At 66.7% G+C, this 19,008-nt stretch carries 16 protein-coding genes; 15 read left to right on the forward strand and 1 reads right to left on the reverse strand.

The features are described from left to right. Window positions 1–126: 126 nt before the first annotated feature. From xerD to F7D09_RS00230, 13 genes are all read left to right on the forward strand, one after another. Window positions 127–1,083 (forward strand): site-specific tyrosine recombinase XerD, encoded by a 957-nt coding sequence (xerD, locus tag F7D09_RS00170; protein WP_152233427.1) that lies wholly within the window; start codon window positions 127–129, stop codon window positions 1,081–1,083. 539 nt (window positions 1,084–1,622) lie between these two features. Beyond that, a complete protein-coding gene (locus F7D09_RS00175) occupies window positions 1,623–2,462 on the forward strand; it encodes a ParA family protein (protein WP_152233537.1) in 840 nt (279 codons plus the stop codon). A gap of 53 nt (window positions 2,463–2,515) precedes the next feature. Beyond that, window positions 2,516–3,373, forward strand: coding sequence for a segregation and condensation protein A (locus F7D09_RS00180; RefSeq protein WP_152233538.1), 858 nt, complete (start codon window positions 2,516–2,518; stop codon window positions 3,371–3,373). Beyond that, the gene (scpB, locus tag F7D09_RS00185) at window positions 3,370–4,035 is read left to right on the forward strand and encodes an SMC-Scp complex subunit ScpB (protein ID WP_152233428.1); all 666 of its coding nucleotides are present in this window, start codon (window positions 3,370–3,372) and stop codon (window positions 4,033–4,035) included. Before F7D09_RS00180 ends, scpB begins: the two co-directional genes overlap by 4 nt. A gap of 78 nt (window positions 4,036–4,113) precedes the next feature. Next, a complete protein-coding gene (locus F7D09_RS00190; protein WP_152233429.1) occupies window positions 4,114–4,929 on the forward strand; it encodes an NUDIX hydrolase in 816 nt (271 codons plus the stop codon). Window positions 4,930–5,094: 165 nt separating this feature from the next. Further along, window positions 5,095–6,378: a quinolinate synthase NadA gene (nadA, locus tag F7D09_RS00195; RefSeq protein WP_152233430.1), complete on the forward strand. Its 1,284-nt coding sequence runs from the start codon at window positions 5,095–5,097 to the stop codon at window positions 6,376–6,378. Window positions 6,379–6,469: 91 nt separating this feature from the next. Then, on the forward strand, window positions 6,470–8,170 hold the full coding sequence (locus F7D09_RS00200; RefSeq protein WP_152233431.1) for an L-aspartate oxidase: 1,701 nt from the start codon (window positions 6,470–6,472) through the stop codon (window positions 8,168–8,170). A gap of 24 nt (window positions 8,171–8,194) precedes the next feature. Beyond that, on the forward strand, window positions 8,195–9,106 hold the full coding sequence (nadC, locus tag F7D09_RS00205; RefSeq protein WP_152233432.1) for a carboxylating nicotinate-nucleotide diphosphorylase: 912 nt from the start codon (window positions 8,195–8,197) through the stop codon (window positions 9,104–9,106). A gap of 34 nt (window positions 9,107–9,140) precedes the next feature. Further along, the gene (locus F7D09_RS00210; RefSeq protein ID WP_152233433.1) at window positions 9,141–10,343 is read left to right on the forward strand and encodes a cysteine desulfurase family protein; all 1,203 of its coding nucleotides are present in this window, start codon (window positions 9,141–9,143) and stop codon (window positions 10,341–10,343) included. Window positions 10,344–10,528: 185 nt separating this feature from the next. Further along, window positions 10,529–12,451, forward strand: a complete 1,923-nt coding sequence (typA, locus tag F7D09_RS00215) for a translational GTPase TypA (RefSeq protein ID WP_152233434.1) — start codon at window positions 10,529–10,531, stop codon at window positions 12,449–12,451. A 282-nt stretch (window positions 12,452–12,733) separates the two neighbouring features. Then, window positions 12,734–13,354 (forward strand): alcohol dehydrogenase, encoded by a 621-nt coding sequence (locus F7D09_RS00220; RefSeq protein ID WP_319792546.1) that lies wholly within the window; start codon window positions 12,734–12,736, stop codon window positions 13,352–13,354. After that, a complete protein-coding gene (locus tag F7D09_RS00225; RefSeq protein ID WP_152233435.1) occupies window positions 13,351–14,415 on the forward strand; it encodes a prephenate dehydratase in 1,065 nt (354 codons plus the stop codon). Before F7D09_RS00220 ends, F7D09_RS00225 begins: the two co-directional genes overlap by 4 nt. Then, window positions 14,409–15,485, forward strand: coding sequence for a prephenate dehydrogenase (locus F7D09_RS00230; protein WP_264371958.1), 1,077 nt, complete (start codon window positions 14,409–14,411; stop codon window positions 15,483–15,485). Before F7D09_RS00225 ends, F7D09_RS00230 begins: the two co-directional genes overlap by 7 nt. 116 nt (window positions 15,486–15,601) lie before the next feature. Here the strand turns inward: F7D09_RS00230 and F7D09_RS00235 are convergent, their stop codons facing one another. Then, window positions 15,602–15,853 carry a DUF6725 family protein gene (locus F7D09_RS00235; RefSeq protein WP_152233437.1) on the reverse strand — a complete coding sequence of 84 codons (252 nt, stop codon included), beginning with the start codon at window positions 15,851–15,853 and terminating at the stop codon, window positions 15,602–15,604. A gap of 118 nt (window positions 15,854–15,971) precedes the next feature. On the opposite strand from F7D09_RS00235, the gene F7D09_RS00240 reads away from it, so the two are divergent. Together F7D09_RS00240 and F7D09_RS00245 are read left to right on the forward strand one after the other, a co-directional pair. Further along, window positions 15,972–16,895: a tyrosine recombinase XerC gene (locus tag F7D09_RS00240; protein WP_152233438.1), complete on the forward strand. Its 924-nt coding sequence runs from the start codon at window positions 15,972–15,974 to the stop codon at window positions 16,893–16,895. Between the two features lie 374 nt (window positions 16,896–17,269). After that, complete coding sequence (locus F7D09_RS00245; RefSeq protein ID WP_152233439.1) at window positions 17,270–18,904, forward strand: peptide ABC transporter substrate-binding protein; 1,635 nt, start codon at window positions 17,270–17,272, stop codon at window positions 18,902–18,904. Window positions 18,905–19,008 lie beyond the last annotated feature (104 nt).

The raw sequence follows: 19,008 nt of genomic DNA on the forward strand, positions 1-19,008 counted from the left end.
CCAGTCGAAACCCCGCCTTAGTGCGGGGTTTCTTCGTATCCGCCCGTCTGCCGGCGACGATCTTGCCGGAGACGATCCTGCGTCGGCGGCATACGGATGCGGTACGGGTGCCGTAGACTGTAGACCATGCCAATTCAGGACCTGCCGACACTGCTGGACCATTTCATCGCGCACATCGACGTGGAGCGTGGATTGTCCCGCGCCACCGTGGCGGCATATCGCTCCGACCTCGACCTCTACACCCAATGGCTGGAATCACAGGGCCACCACCGTCTGCGCGAGGTCACGACGGACGACATCGAAGCGTACGTCGTCATGCTGGCCATGGCGCAGGAGAGCGCGAGCACCAGGGCGCGACGGCTCGCCAGCATCCACGAACTGCACCGGTTCGCACTGGCCAACCACGAGGTGTCCTCCGACGTGTCGGCCGTGGTCAAGGCGCCCAAAGCGGCGTCCACCCTGCCGGACGTGCTCACCATCGACGAGGTGACGCGCCTGCTCGACGCCATACCGACGGTCGGCGAGGGAACGCCCCTCGACCTCGAACAGGCGGTGTGCCTGCGCGACCGTGCGCTGCTGGAATTCATGTACGCCACCGGCGCCCGCGTCTCCGAAGCGGTCGGCGCGAACCTGGACGACGTCGACCTTGACGACGCTCGCGTGGCGCGGCTCACCGGCAAAGGCAGCAAACAACGCCTCGTGCCGGTCGGCAGCTACGCATGCCGGGCCCTGCGACGCTACATCGCCGACGGCAGGCCGGTCCTGCAGGCGCGTATCGCGAAATCCAAGGGAACGCCGGAGCGCCGCGCGATCTTCCTCAACAAGCGCGGTCGCAGGCTCTCCAGACAATCCGTGTGGGAGATCATCAGACTCGCCGGCGAGCGTGCGCACATCACCAAGCCGTTGCACCCGCACACGCTGCGGCACTCCTTCGCCACGCACCTGATTCAGGGAGGCGCGGACGTGCGCACCGTGCAGGAGCTGCTCGGCCATGCGAGCGTGACCACCACGCAGATCTACACGCATGTGAGCCCGGAGACGCTGATCGAGACCTATCTCACCTCGCATCCGCGCGCACGGTGATTATCCGCACGGTGACCATCCGTACAGCGTCCGCATGTACAGTGACCAAGCGCGCCTGTACTCGGCCGCCTCTTCCGCCCGCGGCCGCAAGGCCATACCCGCGCTAAGATGATACAGGGCTTGCGGATGGCGCCGTCATCCCGGCCCTCGCCGTCCATCCGCGCGCATGGATGAACGGCATATCGCGTCCGTGACATAAGGAGGGGCCGGGCATGGTTCGTATCGCGTATTCGCGGTTCTCCGTCGACGATGCAGGCGACCGTCAGGGGGCGCTGCCCATTCACGGGACGTATGCGGCGGCCCCCGTCGACGACATCGCCGCCGGCATGTCCGTCAGACCGGCCGACGATACCAGCGACGATGATATGACCGATGACGACTTGAACGAAGACGACTTGGCCGCAAACAACTTGAACGAAGACGCTGCAACCACTGGCGATGCGGCCGAAGCCTCCGCCGGCGCGGCGCGGCAGCGCCGATCGCACACCGCCGGAGCGTCTTCGTCCACGGTGAACGCCGATGATGATAAGGTGAACCCTATGCCTACTGATCTGCTTGGACGAGAATACGAGACGTTCCCCGCGCCGGGACCGCTGCTGCGCCACGGTCCCGCGCGCATCATCGCCATGTGCAACCAGAAGGGCGGCGTGGGCAAGACCACCAGCTCGATCAACATCGCAGGCGCGCTCAGCCAGTACGGCCGCCGCTGCCTGATCGTGGACTTCGACCCGCAGGGCGCCGCCACGGTCGGCCTCGGCATCAACGCGAACGCCGTGGAGAACACCGTGTACACGGCCCTGTTCAATCCGAGTGTCGACCCGCATGACATCGTCCAGCACACCGATTTCGAGAACCTGGACATCATGCCTGCGAACATCGACCTGTCCGCCGCCGAAGTGCAGTTGGTCACCGAGGTCGGGCGCGAGCAGATCCTCGCCGGCGTGCTGCGCAAGCTGCGTAACGAGTACGATGTGATCATCATCGACTGCCAGCCGTCCCTCGGCCTGCTCACCGTCAACGCGCTGACGGCAGCCGATGGCGTGATCATCCCCGTGGCAGCCGAGTTCTTCGCGCTGCGCGGCGTGGCGCTGCTCATGCAGTCCATCGAAAAGGTGCAGTCGCGCATCAACCCCGACCTTCAGGTGTACGGCGTGCTCGTCACCATGTTCATGCGTTCGCTGCACTGCGAGGAGGTGCTGCAGCGCATCTACGAGGCGTTCCAGGACAAGGTCTTCCATTCGGTGATCTCGCGCTCCATCAAACTGCCCGACGCGACGGTGGCGGCGGCGCCCATCACCATCTACGCGCCGAACCACAAGACCGCCAAGGAGTATCGTGAGGTGTCCCGCGAGCTCATTGCGCGCGGCATCGTCGCCTGACCGCCATGACCGGCTACGACGGGGCTCCGGACGTGCGCCCGGACGCGCCTGACATGCCGCCCGACATGTCAGGCGCGACGTTCGCCGAGGGGTTCTCGGTCGACCTGGCCGTGTATTCGGGACCTTTCGACGCGCTGCTGTCCATGATCGCGAACCGTCGTCTCGAGCTGACCGAAGTGTCGCTGTCGACGGTCACGGAGGAGTTCCTCGCCTACGTGCGCACGCTTGATCTGGCGCGCAACATGGAGGAGGCGAGCGCCTTTCTTGACGTCGCCTCCGTGCTGGTGGAGGCGAAAAGCGCCGCGCTGCTGCCGCACGACGAGGCGGATGACGAGCGTGACGACCAGACGCTGGAGGCGCTGCGCGAACGTGACCTGCTGTTCGCCAGGCTGCTGCAATACCGGGCGTTCAAGCAGGCGGCGGACGATTTCCGCGCCCGTCTTGCCGCCAACGCCGGCAGGTTCCCCCATCCGGCCGCGCTGGACGATGCCGTCGCCGCCATGCTGCCGGAGCTGGCGTGGACGGTCGGTCCGGACGATTTGGCTCGCATCGCGGCGCAGGTGATTGCGAACGCCCCCGTCGATGAGGTGGCACTGCATCAGCTGCATGTGCCGCTCGTGGATCTGCGTGCGCAGGCGCGGGTGGTCAGGGATCGTTTGTGTGCGCTGCCGGAGGGTTCGTCGATGACGTTCGCCGAGCTGACCGCCGATGCCGGCAGCCGCATCGAGGTGGTCGCCCGGTTTCTTGCGGTGCTGCTGTTCTTCAAGCAGGGGGTGCTGCAGTTTCGGCAGGCCGGGCCGTACGCCACGCTCGACCTGCGGTGGGTGCGCGGCGTTGTGCCGGCGGGCGGCGGGGGAGCCGGGGAGGAGACCGCGGACGATGTGTCAATCGATGAAGGAGATTTCGCATGAGCGTCGGTGATAGTGGTGTTCTGGATGATGACGTTCCGAACAGTGACGTGGTGGGTTGCGGTGTGACGGACAGTGACGTGGTGGACGGCCCGGCCTCGGACGGTGCGGCGGCGTCGCTGCCGGGCGGGCTGGAATCGTGTCTTGAGGCGATCCTCATGGTCGCCGATCAGCCGCAGCAGGCGGCGGACCTCGCCCGTGTGCTGTCGGTCGGCCAGAATGAGGTCGAACGGGCGCTGCGCCGGCTTGCCGACGACTACGACGCGCAGCGGCGCGGCTTCGAGCTGCGCCACACGGCCAGGGGATGGCAGTATGCGAGCCGCGCGCGGTTCGAGCGGATCGTCGCCGCGTTCGTGACCGACGGTCAGGTCGCACGGCTGTCGCAGGCGGCGTTGGAGGCGCTCGCCATCATCGCGTACCGCCAGCCGGTCACCAGGGCGCAGGTGGCGGCGGTCCGCGGCGTGAACTCCGACGGCGTGATCCGTTCGCTCACGGTCCGCGGGCTGGTGCGCGAGCAGGGGGTCGACGCCGACTCCCATGCCGCGCTGCTGGTGACGTCCGGCCTGTTCCTGGAGAAGATGGGGCTCGATTCGTTGGAACAGCTGCCGTCGCTGGCGCCGTTCCTGCCGGATTCCGCGGCCGCCGTCGAGGGGGACGCCGCATGACACGCTGACTTATGGTCATGGTGACTATAAGTGATATGCTCGGGTACCGTTCAGCAACGGCGACCGGAGGGCAGACGCATGGCCATGGGCAATATCGCGGAACGACGGATGCAGCCGCCGCAGGTCGGCGTGTCCGTCGTCATCCTCGCGTTGGGACCGGAGGATGCCGATGCGGACGCCGGTGACGCGCACTCCGGCACCAAACTGTGGATTCCGCTGGTCCGCCGCGTCCGTCAGCCGTATCTGGACTGCTGGGCGCTGCCGGGCGGAGGCCTGAGGGCCGACCGGTCGCTCGAGCAGTGCGCCTACCGGGCGTTGGAGACCACCACCGACCTGCATCCCGACTATCTGGAGCAGCTGTACACGTTCGGCGGCCCCGGCAGGTCGCGCGGCGGCCTGCCGATGATCTCCATCGTGTACTGGGCGATGATCGGTCACGCGGCCGCAGGCGACTTCACGGACGGCGACAACGTGCGCTGGTTCCCGGAGGACGCGTTGCCGCGGCTCGCCTTCGACCACCGGCGCATCATCGACTACGCGCTGTGGCGAATGCGCAACAAGATCGAATACTCGGACATCGCCACGCGGCTCGTCGGCGAGACCTTCACCCTGCGCCAACTGCGCCGCGTCTACGAGGCGGTGTCCGGCGAGCCCATCGACGCGGCGAACTTCCGCCGGCGGATGCTCGCATCAGGCCAGCTCGAGGACACCGGCGACAAACTGCGCGAGGGCAGGCACCGGCCTGCGGCCGTCTACCGGTACACGCCACAGCGGCAGCGGCACGACATACCGTTCGAGCCTGACGACGGCGGGGAGACCGACGCGCCCGACCACGGTGAGCGTTCACCCTTGGAGGAGGCCATGGCCGTGCTCATGCCCTCCGCCCTGCCCTAACCCACATCCACCCCGCTCTATGCCCCCGCCGAAGCCGGCTGTTTTCTCTTGGCCCCCTCGGTGGAGGGGGCTGTCAGCGAAGCCGACTGGGGGAGCGCCACCGCGCCAAACACCAACCGTCATCATTCACAACACCACGAAACCCGTCAAGGAAAGGAACCACCCATGAGCGTTGCCACACTCTCCGGACCCTCGGTCGACGACATCATCGCGCGACTCGGCGCGACCAGCACCTGCGATGCAGGCCTGACCCAGGACCCATGGCATTTCGACACCACCACCCCCAGTTACGGCCCCGGAGCCTCGATGCTGGACCGGCTGCCCGCCGGCGCCCCCCGCCAGCAGGTGCTGCCGGAGGAATACCGCACCGCATCCGACGACGAGCTGCAGGAGCGCATCCGCGCCGCCAAGTCCCGCCTCGGCTCCAAGCTGCTCATCCTCGGCCACTTTTATCAGCGCGACGAGATCATCGTGCACGCCGACTACGTGGGCGACTCCTTCCAGCTCGCCAAGAACGCCACCCAGTGCCCTGACGCCGAGCACATCGTGTTCTGCGGCGTGCACTTCATGGCCGAGACCGCCGACATCCTCTCCAAGCCCGACCAGAGCGTGACGCTGCCGAACCTGTCGGCAGGATGCTCGATGGCCGACATGGCCAACATCGACCAGGTGGAGGAAGCCTGGGAGCAGCTCGGCGACATCTGCGGCCGCACCCCCGGCGCCGATGGCCTGCAGCCGATCATCCCCGTCACCTACATGAACTCGTCCGCCGCGCTCAAGGCGTTCTGCGGCCGTAACGGCGGCATCGTCTGCACGTCCTCGAACGCGCACGCCGTGCTCGAATGGGCGTTCGCTCGCGGCAAGCGCGTCCTGTTCTTCCCCGACCAGCATCTGGGCCGCAACACCGCGCGGGCCATGGGCATTCCGCTGAGCCGGATGCCGCTGTGGGACCCGTTCAGGGCGATGGGCGGCGCCGCCGACCCGGCGGACTACGCGAACGCCCGAATGATCCTGTGGAAGGGCTTCTGCTCCGTGCACCAGCGGTTCACCGTCGAGCAGATCGAACGCGCACGCCAGACGTTCCCAGGCGTCAAGGTCATCGTGCACCCTGAATGCTCGATGCAGGTCGTCGACGCGGCCGACGGCGTCGGCTCCACCGCGTACATCGTCAAGCAGATCGCCGAAGCGCCGGCCGGTTCCGCCATCGCCGTGGGCACCGAGATCAACCTCGTCAACCGCCTCGCCGCCCAGTACCCGGACAAGACCGTGTTCTGCCTCGACCCGGTCGTCTGCCCCTGCTCGACCATGTACCGCATCCACCCGGCATACCTCGCCTGGGCGCTGGAGAACATCGAACAGGGCAACATCGTCAACCGCATCACCGTCGACGAGGACACCGCGCGCGAGGCCAAGGTGGCGCTCGAACGCATGCTGCGCGTCCACCCCTGAGCCGTTCAGTGGACGATCGGACCGTCCGCAGGTTCAGCCGAACGGCGGCAGCCGTGAGGGTAACGAGTCACTCATCGAATGGAGCGTACGTATGAGCAACAACGACATCATCGTCATCGGCGCCGGCGTCGCGGGACTGTCCGCCGCATTGGCCGTGGCCGGCAGCGGCCATGACGTGACGCTGGTCACCAAGGCCGAACTGGTCGAATCGAACACCTACCACGCGCAAGGCGGCATCGCCGCGGCCATCTTCGCCGACGACGACCCGAAACTGCACGCCGCCGACACCATCGCCGCAGGCCATGGCCTGTGCGACCCCAAGGCCGTCGACATCCTGACGAGGGAAGGCGCCGACCGGGTTCGCGAGTTCGCCGCGCTCGGCGTGCACTTCGACCGCGACGCGCAGGGGCGTATGCTGCGCGGGCTCGAAGCCGCGCACTGCAGGGCGCGCGTCGTGCACGCCGGGGGAGACGCCACCGGCAAGGTGCTCGAACTCGACGTGTCCGCCATGGTGCGTGCCAACCCGCGCATCCACACCATCGAACACGCGTTCCTGCGCGGTCTCATCGTCACCGATGGGCGCATGACCGGAGTCCGGCTGCTCATCGACCCGTCCGGAGAACAGACCGGCGACGGTCTGACGTGGAACGGCCTGTCGGCCATGGTGCATGGCGACGGCCCGGTGACGGTCGACCTCGACGCCGATCGCGTCATCCTCGCCACTGGCGGCGCGGGACGCCTGTACCCGTACACCACCAATCCTCAGGTCGCCACCGCCGACGGTCTCGCGGCGGCATGGCGCGCCGGCGCGCAGGTCGCCGACCTCGAGTTCTACCAGTTCCATCCCACCGCGATGGCGGTCGGCGAGCACTTCCTCGTCTCCGAAGCCGTGCGCGGCGAAGGCGCCATCCTGCTCGACGAGCATGGACGGCGGTACATGAAGAACGTCGACCCACGCGCCGAACTCGCGCCGCGCGACGTCGTCGCCCGCGAGAACTTCCGCGTCATGCAGCGGCAGGACGGCCGTCCGGTCATGCTCGACGTCTCCCCGATGGCGCACGACCACCCGGACCTTGCGGCGTTCCTCGCCCACCGGTTCCCGACCATCGACGCCTACACCCGTTCGCTCGGCTACGACTGGAGCCGTGAGCCGATTCCGGTCGCCCCCGCCGCGCACTACTACATGGGCGGCATCCGCACCGACCTCGACGGCCGCGCCTCCATCCCCGGACTCTATGCGGCCGGCGAATGCGCCCGCACCGGCGTGATGGGCTCCAACCGCCTCGCCTCCAACTCGCTGCTCGAAGGGCTCGTCTACGGGCGGCGCGCCGGACTGGCCGCCGTCACGGACCCGGATGACACAATCTGGTCGCCGCAGCCGCTGCTCAACTCCGCGACCGGAAAGGCCTACGACGCCGAACCGGTCAAGCTGACCGCGCCCGCCGCGCAAGCCACGGCTGAGCCCGGCGACGTGTGGGACCGCGCGCGCATCCAGCGCACGATGTGGACCGGAGTCGGCGTCCTGCGCGACGCCGACGGACTGACGACGGCCATCACCCAGCTGCGCAACGGTCTCGCGGTTACGGACGTGAACGCCGCAGCCGGCGACAGCCATGACACCACGTATGCTGACTCCATCGAAACGCTCGAAAACCGCAACATGCTCACCGTCGGCTATGTCGCCGCCACCGCGGCGCTCGCCCGCACCGAATCGCGCGGCGCCCACGCACGCACCGACCATCCCGAACCGCTGGACGCCTGGGCGCACTCCGTCGCCTACGTCAGAGGCTGAACCGCCAGACAAGGAAACCCAGCCATGCTCACCCAGCACATCATCCGCACCGCCGTCGAAGCGGCGCTCGCCGAAGACGCACCCTACGGCGACATCACCTGCGAAACCACCATTCCGGCCGACGAAACCGGCACGGCGTCGCTCACCGCCCGCGAAGACGGCGTGATGAGCGGCGTCGACGTGTTCGCGGCCGCCTTCCACGCGCAAAACCCGGCGATCGAGGTCACATCGGCCATCGCGGACGGCGAACGGTTCCACAAGGGGCAATCGCTCGCCACCGTCGCCGGGCCCGTACGCGACCTGCTGACCGCAGAACGCGTCGCGTTGAACTTCACGCAGCGCATGAGCGGCATCGCCATGATGACCGCCGCCTTCGTCGCCGCCGTCGACGCGATCTACGAGGGCGGGTTCGAGACGCGCAGCGGCATGCACGTCGCCAGACCGCGCCGCTACCCGCGCACCCGCATCGTCGACACGCGCAAGACCACGCCCGGACTGCGTCCGTTCGAGAAATACGCGGTCGTCTGCGGCGGCGGCCACAACCACCGCTACGGCCTGTCGGACGCGGTCATGCTCAAGGACAACCATCTCGCGGCGCTCGCCGCACGCGGCATCGACCTCGCCGGCGCAATCCTCCACGTACGCGAACAGGTCGGCCACACCACGCACATCGAGGTCGAGGTCGACTCGCTCGGCCAGATCCCCGCCGTGCTCGAAGGCGGAGCCGACACCATCATGCTCGACAACTTCACGCTCGACGACACCCGCCGCGGCGTCGAACTCATCGCCGGACGCGCCATCGTCGAAGCAAGCGGCAACATGAGCCTCGACCGCGTGGCCGCCGTCGCCGCGACCGGCGTCGACGTCATCTCCGTCGGGGCGCTCACCCACTCCGTGCGCTCCATCGACCTCGGACTCGACTGGCAGGGCCGGTAAGGGTCCGGCAATGCATGATGCGGAAAGGACGATCATGACCGACGAACCAGAGGAGCTGTACCTCGACGCCGCCGCCACCGAACCGGTCAGCCGGGACGTCATCGAATCGATGCTGCCGTTCCTCACCGACGCGTACGCGAACCCGGCCAGCGTCCACCAGCCCGGCAGGACCGCAGCCCGCGCGCTCGACGCCGCGCGCGCCTCGTTCGCCGCCGACCTCGGTGCCAGGCCGGACGACGTGATCTTCACCTCGGGCGGTACCGAATCCGACAACCTCGCCGTCAAAGGCATCGCGATGGCGAGGATGAAGGCGCTCGGACTCGCCCCCGGATCGGGCTCCGGCAGGCCGCCGCGCATCGTGGTCTCGGCGATCGAGCATCCGGCCGTCATGCAGTCCGCCGAATGGCTCTCACGCTGGTTCGGCTTCGAGGTCGTGCGCGTCCCCGTCGACGCGCAGGCCCACGTCGACCTTGCCGCACTCGAACAGGCGCTCGCCGGCGAGGCGGGGGAGCGGACCGCCGTCGTTTCCGTGATGCTCGCCAACAATGAAGTCGGCACCGTTGAGCCGGTCGAGCGGATCGTCGAGATCGCGCACGGCCACGGCGTGCCCGTCCACGTCGACGCCGTGCAGGCCGCAGGACTGATCCCCATCCGCATGCGTGCCTGGGACGTCGATTCGCTCGCCGTCTCCGGCCACAAGTTCGGTACGCCGAAGGGTCTCGGCGCGCTGCTGGTACGCGGCCGCACGCCCATCGAGCCGTTGATCTCCGGCGGCGGCCAGGAACGTGGACTGCGCTCCGGCACGCAGAACGTGGCCGGAGCGGTCGCGCTCGCGATTGCCTTGCGGCGTTCGACCACCCGCATGGCCGCGCATTGGCGTGATCTCGTCGCATCGCGCGACATGCTCATCGACGCGATACGACGGGTCGTGCCCCGCGCCGAACTGACCGGCGACCCGGAGCGCAGGCTCCCGGGCCACGTCTCGTTCGTGTTCCCCGGCGTCACCGGCGAGGCGCTGCTCGTGGACCTGGACGCGCGCGGCATCGCCTGCTCGTCCGGCTCCGCGTGCGCGATCGGCAGACATGAGATCCCGCCGACGCTGCTGGCCATGGGATTGGAGCCGTCAATCGCCAAATCAGCCCTGCGCATGACCTTCCGCGAGCCGTTGACCCGCGAGCAGGTGGAGCGCGTCAGCCTCGCCGTCGAAGAGTCCTACGACTCCCTCACCGGGCGGTGACATTGCGTCGGCGCCGCAGACGAACTCAGCGGCGCCTACGGACGTCGGTCGCGGTCGGGTCGTCCGGGTATCATCGTGGCGGTTTGTGTGTAAGTGACAGGTGAACAGCCGAAACAATACCAAGCAAGTCAGAACCGAACGGTTACGCAACAAGAATCAACAAAATCGATTAAGAGAGGTTTTCGATGGCGGTTCGTGGTGATATTCGAAATGTGGCGATCGTGGCGCACGTCGATCACGGCAAGACCACGCTGGTGAACGCGATGCTCAAGCAGTCCCACGTGTTCTCCGACCGTGAAGAGGTGCCGGACCGTGTGATGGACTCCAACGCGCTCGAACGCGAGAAGGGCATCACCATCCTCGCCAAGAACACGGCCGTGGAGTACACCGGCCCGCTGGCCGCCAAGTACGGCTACCCGGACGGCATCACCCTCAACATCATCGATACGCCTGGACACGCCGACTTCGGCGGCGAGGTGGAGCGCGGCATCTCCATGGTCGACGGCGTCGTCCTGCTCGTGGACGCCTCCGAAGGCCCGCTGCCGCAGACCCGTTTCGTGCTGCGCAAGGCCCTCGAGGCCAAGCTGCCGGTCATCCTGTGCATCAACAAGGTCGACCGTCCCGACGCGCGTATCGACGAGGTCGTCTCCGAGGCCACCGACCTGCTGCTCGGCCTCGCCCAGGATGTCGTCGAGGAGGGCATCGACCTCGACCTCGACCACCTGCTCGACCTGCCCGTCGTCTACTGCGCCGCCAAGGCCGGCTACGCCTCGATCAACCAGCCCGCTGACGGCGCCCTGCCGGATAACGACAACCTCGAGCCGCTCTTCGAGGACATCATCAAGTACATCCCCGCCCCCGAATACGAGGAAGGCGCGCCCCTGCAGGCGCACGTCGCCAACATCGACTCCTCCGACTTCCTCGGCCGACTCGGCTTGGTCCGCATCTACAACGGCACGCTGGAGAAGGGCAAGACCTACGGCCTGTCCCGCGTGAACGGCACCATCGAGAACTTCCGCGTCGCCGAGCTGCTGCGCACGCAGGGCCTCGAGCGCCAGCCCGTCGAATCCGCGGGCCCCGGCGACATCGTCGCCGTCGCCGGCGTGAACGACATCATGATCGGCGAGACCATCGTCGACCCCAACGACCCGAAGCCGCTGCCGCTCATCCACGTCGACGACCCGGCCATCTCCATGACCTTCGGCGTCAACGACTCCCCGCTGGCCGGCCGCGAAGGCAAGGACCACAAGCTCACCGCCCGCATGATCAAGGACCGTCTCGACCGCGAGCTCATCGGCAACGTGTCCATCAAGGTGCTGCCCACCGAGCGCCCCGACGCCTGGGAGGTCCAGGGCCGTGGCGAGCTCGCGCTGGCCGTCCTCGCCGAAGAGATGCGCCGCGAAGGCTACGAGCTGACCGTCGGCCGTCCGCAGGTCGTCACCAAGAAGATCGACGGCGTGATCAACGAGCCGATGGAAAGCACCACCATCGACGTGCCCGAGGAGTACATGGGCACCGTCACGCAGCTCATGGCCGACCGCAAGGGCCGCATGGACTCCATGTCCAACCACGGCTCCGGCTGGGTGCGCCTGCAGTTCACCGTGCCGTCCCGCGGCCTGATCGGCTTCCGTACCGCGCTGCTGTCCGCCACGCGTGGCACCGGCATCGCCTCCTCCCTGTCCGCCGGCTACGCTCCATGGGCGGGCGCCATCGTCACCCGCCAGAACGGCTCCATGGTCTCCGACCGCGCCGGCGTCGCCACCCCGTACGCCATGCAGCGTCTGCAGGCCCGCGGCAACTTCTTCGTCGAGCCGCAGTCCAACGTGTACGAAGGCCAGGTCGTCGGCATCAACAACAAGCCCGACGAGCTCGACGTGAACATCACGCTCGCCAAGCACATGACCAACATGCGCTCCTCCACCGCCGACGTGCTCGAGACCCTCACCCCGCCGATCAAGATGAGCCTCGAGGAGTCCCTCGACTTCGCGAACGAGGACGAGTGCGTCGAGGTGACGCCGGAGGCGATCCGCGTGCGCAAGATCATCCTCAGCCGCGAGGACTGGTACAAGTGGCGCGCCAAGCAGCGTCGTGCAAATAACAATGCCTGACGGCATTGTGGCACGACGCCTTCGCGGCGGTGCCGCTCACTTCGCCTACGGACGGTCCACTGGACCGTCCGCTTGACGGCTCAGCGTGCAAATAACAATGCCTGACGGCGTTGTGGCACGACGCCTTCGCGGCGGTGCGTATGACGCAAGTGCATAGCGCATGACCTGTGGGGCGGTCCGGGAGCATCCGGGCCGCCCCATAGTCGTCTGCACGACCCCTCGACGGGCGGAACCGTGGGACGCGGCCGGCCGCACGACACGGCCGCACTTATACTGGTGGGCATGACTTCACCAGTGACCTCCAAGAACGATGCCGACACGCGGCAGGCGGACGACGCCGCACGCCCATGGTCGCACCGGCTCAACCCGGCGCTCGCCATCCTTGTCACCGCGCTCGCCGGCATCGCATCCGGACTGATCGGCACATTCGCGCATCGCATGGGCGCATCGGCCAACATCCCCTATGGATTGCTGCTCGCGTTCGTCCTGCTCGCGCTGTCCACGTGGTGCGCCCGTGCGCGACTCGGTGTGGCGGGGCTCGCGGTGCACCTCATCACGTCATCCGGCGTCGTGTGGATGATCGCCACCCAAGGCACCGGCGATGCACTGACCCCGATCGGCTTCTCGGGAGGCTCGATTCCCTACTGGTCTCAGCATGTGGGCTATGCCTGGCTCATCGGCTGCATCGTGATCCAGCTGCTCATGCTGCCGATGCCCGCCCGCTGGTTCACCATCCCGGCGGCAAGCGCCAAGCCCGACACGCAGTCTGGCCGCTCGTCCGCGGATCCTGCCGCAAGAACGACTGCGCAGACTGCCGACACTGAGGCCGGCGACCGTCCTGCCGCCGAGACCGGCTTGGCCGACACCGGCGACATCCCTGATGAAGCGGCGGCCCGCCAATGACCAGACGCACGCTCCATTTTCTCGGGCCGCAAGGCACCTTCACCCATCAGGCGGCGCTGGATGCCGCCACGCTCCTGCCCGATGCCGCCGATGCCACGCTTGTCGCCGAACCCGATGCCGCCTCCATCCTCTCCGCGGTCCAGAAATCCGGCGAATGGGGCGTCATCGCCTGGGAGAACAACATCGAAGGCTATGTGGTGCCCAATCTCGATGCGCTGATCGACGCGACCGACATCGCAGGAATCGCCCGCATCGGCGTCGACGTCTCATTCGACGCCTACGTCCGGCCGGGCGACACACTCGAACGATGCTCCACAATCACCGCGCATCCGCATGGGCTTGCGCAATGCCGCGAAATCGCCGCACGTCACCATCTCAAACCGGTGCCGGCAGCCTCCAACGGCGCGGCATGCCGGGATCTGACCGTCGGTCAGGTGGCGCTCGGCCCGCGCATCTGCGGCAACCTGTACGGGCTCGACCGCGTGGCGGCCGGCGTCGAGGACTATGCCGGCGCGCATACGGACTTTCTGATGCTGGCGCCCCGCTCGCAGGCCGCCGACATCCTCGCCGCATCTGCAGCCGACCCGTCGGCGACGGAGTTCGAATCCATCATCGCCTTCATCCCCCTGAGCACAGGACCGGGCGTCCTGGCGAACCTGCTGGACGTGCTTCGCGACGCCGGCCTCAACATGACCAGCTTCATCTCGCGTCCCATCAAAGGCCGGGCCGGCACCTACAGCTTCATCGCCACGATCGACGCGGCGCCATGGCAGGACCATCTGCGCTCGGTGCTTGCCGAGGTCGCCGAACACGGCGACTGGGTGAAGACGCTGGCCGTCTACCCGCGGCAGGAACGGCCGAACCCGCCCGTCTACGCCTGGTCGCTGCCCAACGGCGGCGTACGCCTCGACAAGAGCGGGGCGCATGACGTCGTTGAGCATGACGTCGTCGAGCATGACGTCGTCGAACATGACACCGGGCGGCAGACGCCGCATGAAGGCATGACCGCATCCGCACGCTGGCAGGACGACGCCGCCGTACGAAAGGAGCTGCTGTGGTAACGCGCGCCGACATTCACCATAACCAAGTCCACGGCACGGTCGGCATCGTCGGGCTGGGACTCATCGGCGGCTCGCTCGCCCGCAGGCTCGCCCACGCCGGAGTCGACGTCATCGCATGGAACCGACATCACGAGCCGTACGCGCAGGCGGCACGGGACGGCATCCGCTGTGTGCCGGACCTTACCGACGTGGCCGCCGCCAAGCCGGACGTCATCGTCCTGTGCAATCCGCTCAAGGCCATGCCGGCCGTGCTTGCCGCGCTCGAGCCGGCGATCGACCGCGACGTCACCACGTTGACCGACGTCGGCAGCGTCAAGGGCATGGTCCGCGATCAGGTCATGCAGGCGGGGCTGAACGACTGCTATGTGGGAGCGCACCCGATGGCCGGCAACGAACTGTCAGGATGGTCGGCTGCCGACCCTGCACTCTATGACGGCGCGCTCTGGGCCATCACCGTCGATGACAGGACGCCGTTCGGCAGGTTCCGGCAGGTGGCGGCGCTCATTTGCAGTCAGGCCGGCAACCAGGCGATCGTGCTGGACGACGAAACCCACGACCGTGCCGCGGCGATGATCTCGCACATGCCGCACGTCGTCGCCACCGCGCTCATCAACGAACTGACCGACAACCCCGACCGCAACATCGCGGCGGCGCTCGCGGCAGGCTCATGGCGTGACATGACGCGCGTCGCGCTCACCGACCCTGACCGCACTCGGGCCATGGTCGACGAGGACGCGATTAATGTCGAGGCGTTGCTGCGCTCCATGGCCGCGCGGCTGACCGCCGTGGCCGACGCGCTGCAGACAGGCGACGACGCGGTGATGACGGATTTCTTCGCGGACGGCCAGCCGTTCCGCGACTACAAGGCGAGGCTGCGAGCGGCCGACGCCGTGGCCGACACGCCGGACTCCACGCGCCGGTTCACACTTGACATTGCCGCCGACGCCGGCAGCGCGACGGACTGGCGGCGTGTGCTGCTCGACAGCGCCCGCGCGGGCGAGCGGATCGTCGACATCGACGACGCCGGAACCGTGCGCGTGATCTCACGTGCCGCGTTCCCCGAAGCCTGACGCAAGTTCCGGCAGCCCGACCTCTGGAGTTTGCTGACTGGCGGCGGTCTTGACGGCTCATCTGTCACAGCGGGTAGGTACACGCTGTGACAGATGGATGGCGGCTGTGACACGAATCAGGGACGGGTGAAGTTGCGTTCCGGCACCGGCTTGAGCGTGATGATCGTATCCGCGTCGATGGTCACCCGTTGCGCCGGCCGCGAGCCGTTGGCGGCCGCGTCGCGGACCATCTCCAGCGTGTGCCCGTCCCACGAGGTGACATGGCCGACGTAGTCGCGGTATTTCATCCGATGGTCCACCGGGTCCACGCCTTCCGAAACGCGTACGACGATGCGTGCATGTGCGGGGATTTCATTCGGGATCGCCATGATGACTCCTTTGCCTGACCGTTGTTCCAGTGTAGCCCCTGGCGGGTATGGTGCGGCGTAACGACGCGTGCGAATCGCGACCATATATATAAAGGTATATGTACAAGGAGCGTGCGGTATGACGACGGACGACGTGCTGGACCGGTACGTGACGTATCTCAAGGCGAACCGCGGCCTGTCGGACAATACGATCAAGGGCTATCGTGACGATGTCTCGTCATGCCTGACGATACTGCGCGGGCGTGGGGTGGAGGACCTTCGCGAGACGACCATCGACGACCTGCGCGGATGGATGGCCGTGGAATCACGCGACCATGCGCGCTCCACGATGGCGCGCAAGGTTGTCTCGGTCCGCTCGTTCTTCTCGTGGGCGTTCCTGCATGGGGTGATCGGCTCGGATCCTGCCGCGGCGCTGATGACGCCGAAGGTCGGCGTGACGTTGCCGACGGTGCTTACCGAGGCGCAGGCGGCGCGGCTCATGGATTCGGCGGACGAGCAGGCGGTCAGGGCGACGGGGGAGGGCGACGGCCGCCGCGCCGCGGTGGCGTTGCGTGACGCCGCGATGCTGGAGATGTTGTACGCCACCGGCATCCGCGTGGGGGAGCTGGTGGGGATCGACGTCGACGACGTGGATTTCTCGACGCGTACCGTGAGGGTCACCGGCAAGGGTGATAAGCAGCGTGTCGTGCCGTTTGGCGCCCCGGCCGCGCGCGCGTTGGCGTCATGGCTGCACGACGGCCGGCCGGTGATGGCTGCCGCTGACGGCACGGCGGCGATGTTCGTCGGCATGCGCGGGCAGCGCGTCGACCGGCGCATCGTGCGGGAGGTGGTGCACCGGCAGGCCGGGCAGGCCGGTGTGCCGGACATCGGCCCCCATGCGCTGCGTCACAGCGCGGCGACGCACATGCTTGACGGGGGAGCGGACCTTCGTGAAGTGCAGGAGATGCTCGGACACGCCTCGCTGGGCACGACGCAGCGGTACACTCATGTGTCGATCGAGCAGCTGAAGTCACGTTACCGTCAGGCGTTCCCCCGCGCATAGCGGCGGCGTCCGCTATCACATGATGCGCCGATCATGAATGGCGTATCGCAGGAATTAACCTGTTTGTAACATAGCGTATGGCCTGTGACCGTTGACATGAGGGGATGCCCCACTGCCGCAAACTGGCAAAAAACTGCGTAATCCATTGGAATTCCGGGGTATTGGCGCTGTGTGCGCGCTGAAAGGCCGATTATTGCGTGTTATATCCGCGTTTCGGGAAACGGGTTGTATGTGTCATCTTGATGCGCAATACTGAGAATCAATCAGCAAAGGGGTTGTGCACATGAATCAGGAGGTTCGTGCCGCGACCCTTTTTGCTTGAGGCCTTTCGGGATGGAGAGTCCCGGAGGGCGACAACGATAGGAGAAACATTCATGAAGAAGAAAGCACTTGCCATTGCGGCTGCTGCGTGCGCCGCGGCGATGCTGCTGAGCGGCTGCGGCTCTTCGAGCAACAACAACGCCAGCGCCGAGAGCAACATCATCACCGTGAACGGCTGCGAGCCGGCGAAGCCGCTCGTTCCGTCCAACACCGTCGAGACCTGCGGCGGCGACCCGATCTCCGAGATGTTCTCGAACCTCGTCCGCTTTGACGACAAGGGCAACGCCCAGAACGAGGTCGCCGAGTCCATCACCGCGAACGACGACATGACCCAGTACACCATCAAGCTGAAGGACTGGAAGTTCTCCGACGGCACCACCGTCAAGGCCGAGAACTTCACCAAGGCCTGGAGCTGGGCCGCCAACGCGAAGAACGCTCAGCTGGGCTCCTCCTTCTTCAACGTCATCAAGGGTTATGACGACCTGCAGAAGAGCGGCCTGAAGGGCGACGAGCAGCTCTCCGGCCTCAAGGTCGTGGACGACAAGACCTTCACCGTGGACCTCAACGAGCCGAGCTCCACCTTCCCGATCCTCGTGGGCTACGCCGCGTTCGCTCCGCTGGCCGACTCCTTCTTCAAGGATCCGAAGGCCTTCGGCAACAAGCCCGTCACCAACGGCCCCTACACCTTCCAGTCCTGGGATCACAACCAGTTCATCAAGCTGCTGAAGAACAAGGACTACAAGGGCACCGCCACCGTCAACAACGATGGCCTGACCTTCAAGGTCTACACCGACACCGAGGCCGCCTACAAGGACGTCCAGGCCGGTAACCTTGACGCCATGGACACCGTGGCTCAGTCCGCCATCAAGACCTTCAAGACCGATTCCTCCGTGCAGGCCGTCGAGTCCGCGGGCTCCGTGCTCCAGTACTTCATCTTCCCGGCTGACATGCAGTACTTCGCGCAGGGCGACAAGGCCGGCCTGCTGCGTCGTCAGGCCATCTCCATGGCCGTCAACCGCCAGCAGATCATCGACAAGATCGGCAACGGCACCAACACCCCGGCCGTCGACTTCACCGCCCCGGTCATCCCGGGCTACTCCGACAGCCTGAAGGGCAACGAGTACCTGAAGTACAACAAGGAGAAGGCGAAGGCCGCTTGGGACGAGGCCAACAAGATCAGCCCGATCCCGTCCGACTACGTGTTCAAGATCTCCTACAACGCTGATGGTGGCGGCAAGGACACCTACGACGCCATCGCCAACTCCATCAAGAACACGCTCGGCATCAACGCCGAGGCGACCCCGATTCCGACCTTCTCCGAGTTCAACAACACCATCGAGAAGCGCCAGATCAAGAACGCCTTCCGTCAGGCCTGGCAGCCGGATTACCCGTCGCCGGATTCCTACCTCAAGTCCCTGTACTCGTCGGGCGCTGCCGACGGCAACGGTTCGAACAACGGCGACTACAAGAACGCCAAGTTCGACTCCCTGCTGAGCCAGGCCGCTTCCGCGAAGACCACCGACGAGGCGAACAAGTACTTCCAGCAGGCCGAGGAGCAGCTGCTCGCCGACATGCCGTCCGTCCCGCTGTGGTACGCGAACGCCAAGGGCGTCGCCGCCAAGGGCGTGAAGAACTTCAAGATGAACTGGCAGAACGTGCCGATCTACGAGGAGCTCTCCAAGAAGTGATCGTCGGCCGGGTCAATTGATTCGGCAGACATGATCATTCGATGAAGAAGGGGAGGCAGTCTTACTGCCTCCCCTTCTTCATATGCATCACCATCCGACAGAAG

This window comes from Bifidobacterium leontopitheci (assembly GCF_009193355.1).
GTDB classification, from domain to species: Bacteria; Actinomycetota; Actinomycetes; order Actinomycetales; family Bifidobacteriaceae; genus Bifidobacterium; species Bifidobacterium leontopitheci.

Bases quoted from the DNA above. Each gene is read 5' to 3' on its own strand.
- F7D09_RS00190 (WP_152233429.1), top strand. From the start codon at position 4,114: ATGGCCATGGGCAATATCGCGGAACGACGGATGCAGCCGCCGCAGGTC.
- F7D09_RS00220 (WP_319792546.1), top strand. From the start codon at position 12,734: ATGACTTCACCAGTGACCTCCAAGAACGATGCCGACACGCGGCAGGCG.
- nadC (WP_152233432.1), top strand. From the start codon at position 8,195: ATGCTCACCCAGCACATCATCCGCACCGCCGTCGAAGCGGCGCTCGCC.
- typA (WP_152233434.1), top strand. From the start codon at position 10,529: ATGGCGGTTCGTGGTGATATTCGAAATGTGGCGATCGTGGCGCACGTC.
- F7D09_RS00225 (WP_152233435.1), top strand. From the start codon at position 13,351: ATGACCAGACGCACGCTCCATTTTCTCGGGCCGCAAGGCACCTTCACC.
- F7D09_RS00210 (WP_152233433.1), top strand. From the start codon at position 9,141: ATGACCGACGAACCAGAGGAGCTGTACCTCGACGCCGCCGCCACCGAA.
- xerD (WP_152233427.1), top strand. From the start codon at position 127: ATGCCAATTCAGGACCTGCCGACACTGCTGGACCATTTCATCGCGCAC.
- scpB (WP_152233428.1), top strand. From the start codon at position 3,370: ATGAGCGTCGGTGATAGTGGTGTTCTGGATGATGACGTTCCGAACAGT.
- F7D09_RS00180 (WP_152233538.1), top strand. From the start codon at position 2,516: ATGCCGCCCGACATGTCAGGCGCGACGTTCGCCGAGGGGTTCTCGGTC.
- nadA (WP_152233430.1), top strand. From the start codon at position 5,095: ATGAGCGTTGCCACACTCTCCGGACCCTCGGTCGACGACATCATCGCG.
- F7D09_RS00240 (WP_152233438.1), top strand. From the start codon at position 15,972: ATGACGACGGACGACGTGCTGGACCGGTACGTGACGTATCTCAAGGCG.
- F7D09_RS00200 (WP_152233431.1), top strand. From the start codon at position 6,470: ATGAGCAACAACGACATCATCGTCATCGGCGCCGGCGTCGCGGGACTG.
- F7D09_RS00175 (WP_152233537.1), top strand. From the start codon at position 1,623: ATGCCTACTGATCTGCTTGGACGAGAATACGAGACGTTCCCCGCGCCG.
- F7D09_RS00245 (WP_152233439.1), top strand. From the start codon at position 17,270: ATGAAGAAGAAAGCACTTGCCATTGCGGCTGCTGCGTGCGCCGCGGCG.
- F7D09_RS00235 (WP_152233437.1), bottom strand. From the start codon at position 15,853: ATGGCGATCCCGAATGAAATCCCCGCACATGCACGCATCGTCGTACGC.